The sequence below is a fragment of the Nostoc sp. genome, from assembly GCF_036918015.1.
In the GTDB taxonomy this organism is placed as follows: domain Bacteria; phylum Cyanobacteriota; class Cyanobacteriia; order Cyanobacteriales; family Nostocaceae; genus Nostoc.
In genome coordinates this window covers 43,747-49,941 of the sequence record NZ_JBALEO010000071.1, presented here as the reverse complement: position 1 = coordinate 49,941, position 6,195 = coordinate 43,747, and the positions used below count along the sequence as shown (strand labels likewise).

The following is a 6,195-nucleotide window of genomic DNA, read 5'->3' as shown; positions in this document are numbered from 1 at the left end:
TGAGGCAAAGCTTCTCTGGTGTAGACTTTTAAAGCAGCAGTATAAGCAGCGATCGCAATTTCGATGTTATCTGCCCTGTCTCCTTTTATTCTATCGCTGTAGGCATTTGCGAGATTATTTTGCGTTCCTGCCCAATAATATTGAGGCAAAGCTTCTTTGGTTGTGACAGTTAAAGCAGCAGTATAAGCCGCGATCGCATTTTCGATGTTATCTGCCCTGTCTCCTTTTATTCTACCCCTGTAGGCAATTGCGAGATTATTTTGCGTCATTGCCCAAGATTGAGGCAAAGCTTCTCTGGTGTAGACTATCAACGCGACTTCATAGCCAGTAATGGCAATTTCCATATTACTGGCTTTGCTACCCAAGGGGAATTGCGCTATTAAATTGCTAAATTCAACAATAACTGCTGCTAAATCTTCCGCTTCATCTGCTGTCACTTCCCCAAGGCTATTTATCCCCCAACAGCGCAATATTTCTGTTAGCACTCCGTCGAGTTTGTCTGTATTCTTTGCCAACAAGGAGTAAACTACCTGGGAATTACCCCTACTTTCTGCGGTTGCTATTATTACCTTCATCAAGAATTGGAAATATGCCTGTATCTCCTCCTCACTGAGAGACTGCAAATCTACTTTAGTATCTAGATTTAACGCTTCCCTGAGTTGCATTGCCAAACCTTGCAACCAACTCGCTGTATTCTCATATCCCTGCTGCGAAAACATCGCCGCCTTCGCTTCTAGCGTCTGCAAGAAGCCAACATCCACTAATTCTTGGTTTGCTGCCAAAATCTCTCCGACTTCATCGTGACTACTGCAATTCAAAAGACTTTGAATGAAGTTGAGATAAGCTTGCTGTCGCTGTTCATTCATGGGTCAGGGCGTGAGATGCAACTCGATCATCAGAATAATTCAACACCAACGCCCTAAATTCCAGAAAAGTGTAAAATTTCATCACAGGTGATGCGTTCTCAACGATAAAAGAACTTCGTGGATGAGTATTTTTCACTCATGAACAGACAATACACTGATTTTGCGATCGCTTGATTTCCAAAAGATGCGATCGCGTTTTGCTAAGAAGCTTTTGAGTAAATATCAAGCAATACCCCCCGATATAAATTGCCATCTAATCGAGGGGGAAGTTCCGGTGTAAGATTGAATTTTAAATTTTTACACTGCTCTGTGTTCGTTGCAGTTTTCGATGTAAAGACGTAAAACAGAGTTGATTAAGGTTTTATATTCTCCGCTTTGAGCTTGAAACCACTCTAGTATATCTGGCTCAATCTGTACCAATTGCTGTGCTTGAGGTGCGGGAACGCGGAGAGTAGCTTTCTGAAAAAAATCTTCTGTCAATGGTGGAATATCAGAGTAGTCAATTTCTTCATCGTTCATTGACTCCAATGCTGTCCAGTTAGTACGAGAGGTATTTCTCAAGTTTTTGTCGCTCATACCGATTTGCCCTTCGTGCTGAAATGATCCGAATCACATTATTTTTGCGTTCTGTCCAAACTACAACGGCTACGCCAACGCATTTATAGATTTGGCGATGCCTACGGCGGGCTACGCCAACGCAAAGTTCTGTTTTTCAATTGATACGCTATTCTCATCGCCATTGATTTAACCAACGTATTTGCCCAGGCCAGTCTTCTGCTTGAGTTTCTGATAGCAAGCGATCCAATGCTTGAATGAGGTCAGACAAATTCCAACTATTTTGTGCCGCTAGAATAATGCCTCTATGCTGCGGATACTGAATAACCAAGGACAAGAAATCTTTGATGTTGAAGGTAAAAATACACCGTCCGTTATCTGTGGCTTTCAGCAGTTGCATTTCATCGCTAGCATCTTCTGGCATCCATTCATTGGGAGTGCGAGTCACATCATGACCACGAGCAACTAGAGCCGTATGCAATGCTTTAATGGAGGTGTCTGCATCTAAATGCAGCAGGAGTTTAGACACCAGCAGTTTCAATCGCTTGTTCTGTAGCGATCGCTTCATCAATCTCGGTACGATGGGCAGTGTAAAAACCCAGTGCGTCATTGATCTGAGCTTCAGTAATACCATACTGTTGGACAATTTGCTCGCAAGACCAGCCCCACTGATGAGCAGCAATCGCTAGAGTTTGCACTCGAATTCCTGTACCACTAACAACGGGAACTTTTTGGCCACTGCTTCCAATGCGATAGCTAATCAAGGGAAAGGAGGGGTCGTTTAGTTGATGGCGAAGGGAGGCAACTTTTTCTGCTACTGCCCACAAAATAAATTCATCGAGGGAAATTCCTTGGCTAGTTGCCCATTGCTCTATCTCTTGCTGTAGTTGAACAGGTAAGTTGACCAAGTAGGAAGGCATTTGCTGAAGCTCAATGAATTGATTTTTCATTACTTGCTTTATTTTAAGCGATCGCCCCGTAGCAGTTTCAATTTATCGTTTGTGATTTTGGCGATGCCTGGGTTGGGCTACTCCAACGCATTTATCGATTTGGAGAATGCAATTGCTATTTCGGAGTACGCAATTGCTATTTCGGAGTACGCAATTGCTATTTCGGAGTACGCAATTGCTATTTCGGAGTACGCAATTGCTATTTCGGAGTACGCAATTGCTATTTCGGGGTATGCAATTGCTATTTCGGGGTACGCAATTGCTATTTCGGGGTACGCAATTGCTATTTCGGGGTATGCAATTGCTATTTCGGGGTACGCATTTATTGATTTTGTGATTACTGTTGCTGATTGTACTTATTCTCAAACAATAAATCGATATTAAAAATGAGTAAAAACACAGGTAAACTCGTAATTATTTCGTTGAACTTTTAAGTAAATAAATCCACAAAACTACCCATCTCAGGCAAAAAGATACTCCACTATCTTGAAAAAGGAATTAAAAAAAGGATATCTCATGTCTTTAAAAACTCGTGGTTCTGCTGCTGTTGACAAAGCCCAACTTCGTCTCGCCTTGCTTAAATCTATTGATGAAAATCTGGATTTAGGACATGGGTTAACCATTGAAGCTTACAACCACTTAATCAACACTACCCGTGCGATGGTAGAAGCTAATAATACCCTGGTGTCCAATCTGGAAGAATCGCGTAAAACAGTAACCCAGATGGATAAAGCTCTTTCCGAAATGTCTGAACGAATGCTAAGTGGAGTTGCAACTGTCTACGGCAAAAACAGTATGGAGTATTCCAAGGCTGGCGGCTCCAATCGAAAACGAAGTAAACAATCTAGTTCAAAAGTTACTCCACTTATAGCGGTTCTTACTACTCAACCTACTCAAGCTGCAATTGCCAATGCCTCAACTAACGGTAATGGCACAACTCCCTTGCTGCAATAATCCACACCTACTTAAACAAGAAATCAGATCCCCGACTTTTTAGAAAAGTCGGGGATCTTTTTGTCGCCAACATTTTTTATGTCAAGGATGCGATCGCTCCCGAATTAGTAGTAAATACCTGAATTCCTGGCACTGTCACATAATCACTATCATCAGTAATAATCTAAGTTTGATGACAATAATTTGTTACAATGACATCAATGTGTCACCGATCGCAAATAATTAGTCACTGTACATGATTTGTGTCAAACTTGACTATTGAGCAATACTTTAATTAAAGCCGATGATGGGATTTGAACCCACGGCCTGCTGATTACGAATCAGCTGCTCTACCACTGAGCCACATCGGCGTACACAATCTAAGAGTATAACATGATTTAGTCATGGTGGATCAAAATCGCAAAAATCGCCTTAACCCTGAACAATACGCCAGCCTCAAAGCAGAAATAGCCGCTCCTTATCGCGGCTTAAGACAATTTATTTACATTGCTTTTGGTGCTTCTGGCTCTATTGGCGCATTCGTTTTTTTCTTCCAAGTGCTTGCCGGACGCGATGTTGAGAGCGCAATGCCAAGTTTAGCTCTCCAAGTAGGGATAGTTGCTCTAATGGTTTTCCTCTGGCGCTGGGAACAGCGTCGGCAACAACGCCCCCAATCGGGTAAAAATTCTAATTCCTGAAGGGAGAAATTTTAGCTAGTTAATTTTTGACTCCTTTCTTTGGATATATCTTTATATTCTTCAAATTTATTAATGCTTTGATGAATATTAAAATATCAAGAAAGAAAAAATAAAAAAATTATTAGGAAATCCTAAAAAGCAAAAATTTCTGAGAAAATAGAAATCATTGAAACGGGGTCAGCCAATATAAAGACCCTGACCATAAACCCAATCACATTCAAATGGGGTCAGCTATATTTAAAGACCCCAATTTTTATGTTTAAAAACTCCCAAATTTAACAAAACTCACATTAATTGGAAGCACCAGACTAACAAATTATTAGTCTGGTGCTTCTAATTTGCTAACTAGGCATTTACTGGGCTGTTACCAAATAGGATGAAGGAATTGGTTGGGCACGTCCAGCATTGACAAGTGCCTGGTAAACAAAGGCAGCAACCTCAGCTCTAGTTGCCTGACGATTAGGATTGAGTTGCTTCACTGTGGGATAATTGATTACTAGTTGCCGTGCAGTTGCCGCAGCAACAGGAGCGATCGCATAATTAGGAATCTGGGCCGCATCGGTGTAAAAAGAAAGGATATTTTGATTACTTGCGGTTAAGCCCAAACCATTAGCTAAAGCGACTAACGCTTGCACTCTGGGAATTTGCTGCTGTGGCTTAAAAGTGCCATCGGGATAACCAGAAACAAATTGACTCTGGTAAGCAGATTGAATAGCAGCGTAAGCCCAGAAATTGCTTGCTACATCCTTAAACTGAATGGCTGGGCGTTTGGCTGCTGGCGTTAAAGCTTTAGTAACAATAGTGGCGAATTGAGCGCGGGTTACAGGTTCATTGGGTTTAAAGCTGCCATCAGGAAAGCCCGCAATAATATTTTGGGAGGCTAAGGCTTCGATGTAGCTTTTTGCCCAGTAATTTGCTGGCACATCTTTAAAGGCAACAGGCCCTCCGGGGGGTACGTCAACACTTGCGGCAACAAAATCTACTGAGCCAAAAATCTTTTTCTGATCGATATCGTTGCCAACAGCGACAATCTTACCTGTTTTGGTGGCGTTGTTCACATCATAACGAGTGTTGTTGCGAATAAGATTGCCACCAGGATTTTCGTTAGTGCCAAGATCGGGTAAAGCATTAACAGTTGCTACAACTCCATCCCGCTTATTATTTTGAATGACATTCTTACGCAATACGGGCTTCGCTGACTCTGAGATAAAAAGACCGTCTTGGTTTTCGATAACTTGGTTTTCTACAACTAGAGGTGTGGAAGTGCCACCGATCGCAAGACCAAAACCAGTATCCTGAAATAAGTTACTCCGAATTTCTCCTTGGGCAGCTTTAGCAATTGAAATCCCATTGCCTTTGTTTTGTACAAAGAGGTTACTTTCAATTTTGGGATTGCCTGTACCCGTAACAAAAACACCCTCTCTAACACTGTTAGTAAAAGTACTGTTTTTGATAATCGGATTAGTTGACTCTACCCACACACCCGTACCCCGGCTATTTGGGTTGGTAACGGTGACACCTGCGATCGTGGTATCTTGCTCGGCCAGGATGGTAATGTCCTGTCTGGCAAAGGTGCGACTAGTATAAAAGCCTCCACCTGCAATCAATATCGCTTGACCTTTAGTAGCTTCATCACCGCGCAGTGTCACCCCTGGTTTAAGTAAAAGCGGAAAGGTTTCACCACTTTCCTGGTTATAGTTACCAGGTGCTAATTGAATCACTGCACCTGCTTGAGCTTGACTGAGAGCGAAACTTATGCTTTTGTAGGGTGCAGATGAGGTGGCACCAGCACCAGCCCTATCTGCACCAGTTGCTGGATTAACGTAAATTGCTGCGGCAGTTGCAGGAGCTTGCGCTGTGATAGTTGGGGCGATATTTTCTGGATGAGTCGCACCAGCATTAACCTCATTAGGTAGTAGTATTGACCCACTAGAAACAACAAGTATTGCCGTTAGTCCGGCTCCTACGCGCAAAGTATATCTGAGATGACTGCTAGAAAGAAGGCGAAAATTTTTCGCTAGAGAAATGTGATAACCCCGATATTTCATTTTTTGAGTCTGTGATGTGCTGAATTACGGTATGTCGAACAAGGTTAAAGGTAGCAGCTTTGTAGCTGCTGTAAAACCCATGCAAACTATACTGGATGATTAGCACTGATTCAGCTAAATTCCCTAGATAGATCACAGAACTTAT

The 6,195-nt window shown here is 42.2% G+C and carries 7 protein-coding genes, 1 tRNA gene and 1 pseudogene; 3 read left to right on the top strand and 6 right to left on the bottom strand.

Going from position 1 to position 6,195, the window contains the following annotated elements:
• The 4 genes and pseudogenes from V7K61_RS18960 to V7K61_RS18945 all read right to left on the bottom strand — a co-directional run.
• Positions 1-866 (bottom strand): annotated as a pseudogene (locus tag V7K61_RS18960) (CHAT domain-containing protein); the annotation flags it as partial.
• Positions 867-1,163: 297 nt separating this feature from the next.
• Positions 1,164-1,442, bottom strand: a complete 279-nt coding sequence (locus tag V7K61_RS18955) for a BrnA antitoxin family protein (RefSeq protein ID WP_335055538.1) — start codon at positions 1,440-1,442, stop codon at positions 1,164-1,166.
• Between the two features lie 154 nt (positions 1,443-1,596).
• Positions 1,597-2,031 carry a DUF5615 family PIN-like protein gene (locus V7K61_RS18950; protein ID WP_335055536.1) on the bottom strand — a complete coding sequence of 145 codons (435 nt, stop codon included), beginning with the start codon at positions 2,029-2,031 and terminating at the stop codon, positions 1,597-1,599.
• Positions 1,943-2,371, bottom strand: a complete 429-nt coding sequence (locus tag V7K61_RS18945) for a DUF433 domain-containing protein (RefSeq protein WP_335055534.1) — start codon at positions 2,369-2,371, stop codon at positions 1,943-1,945. Before V7K61_RS18945 ends, V7K61_RS18950 begins: the two co-directional genes overlap by 89 nt.
• 51 nt (positions 2,372-2,422) lie before the next feature.
• Between V7K61_RS18945 and V7K61_RS18940 the strand changes: the two genes are divergently transcribed.
• Both V7K61_RS18940 and V7K61_RS18935 read left to right on the top strand, forming a co-directional pair.
• Entirely contained in the window at positions 2,423-2,755 is a 333-nt protein-coding gene (locus V7K61_RS18940) for a hypothetical protein (protein ID WP_335055532.1), read from the top strand.
• Between the two features lie 132 nt (positions 2,756-2,887).
• The gene (locus V7K61_RS18935; RefSeq protein WP_335055530.1) at positions 2,888-3,325 is read left to right on the top strand and encodes a hypothetical protein; all 438 of its coding nucleotides are present in this window, start codon (positions 2,888-2,890) and stop codon (positions 3,323-3,325) included.
• Positions 3,326-3,603: 278 nt separating this feature from the next.
• On the opposite strand, the gene V7K61_RS18930 is transcribed toward V7K61_RS18935, so the two are convergent.
• Positions 3,604-3,675, bottom strand: a tRNA-Thr gene (locus V7K61_RS18930).
• A 33-nt stretch (positions 3,676-3,708) separates the two neighbouring features.
• Here V7K61_RS18930 and V7K61_RS18925 point away from each other — a divergent pair.
• Positions 3,709-4,002, top strand: coding sequence for a DUF3493 domain-containing protein (locus V7K61_RS18925; protein ID WP_335055528.1), 294 nt, complete (start codon positions 3,709-3,711; stop codon positions 4,000-4,002).
• A gap of 353 nt (positions 4,003-4,355) precedes the next feature.
• On the opposite strand, the gene V7K61_RS18920 is transcribed toward V7K61_RS18925, so the two are convergent.
• Positions 4,356-6,050, bottom strand: coding sequence for a DUF1565 domain-containing protein (locus V7K61_RS18920; RefSeq protein ID WP_335055526.1), 1,695 nt, complete (start codon positions 6,048-6,050; stop codon positions 4,356-4,358).
• Positions 6,051-6,195 lie beyond the last annotated feature (145 nt).

Coding starts and splice junctions, on each gene's coding strand:
- V7K61_RS18955 (WP_335055538.1), bottom strand. CDS start 1,442: ATGAGCGACAAAAACTTGAGAAATACCTCTCGTACTAACTGGACAGCA.
- V7K61_RS18950 (WP_335055536.1), bottom strand. CDS start 2,031: ATGACGCACTGGGTTTTTACACTGCCCATCGTACCGAGATTGATGAAG.
- V7K61_RS18945 (WP_335055534.1), bottom strand. CDS start 2,371: ATGAAAAATCAATTCATTGAGCTTCAGCAAATGCCTTCCTACTTGGTC.
- V7K61_RS18935 (WP_335055530.1), top strand. CDS start 2,888: ATGTCTTTAAAAACTCGTGGTTCTGCTGCTGTTGACAAAGCCCAACTT.
- V7K61_RS18925 (WP_335055528.1), top strand. CDS start 3,709: ATGGTGGATCAAAATCGCAAAAATCGCCTTAACCCTGAACAATACGCC.
- V7K61_RS18920 (WP_335055526.1), bottom strand. CDS start 6,050: ATGAAATATCGGGGTTATCACATTTCTCTAGCGAAAAATTTTCGCCTT.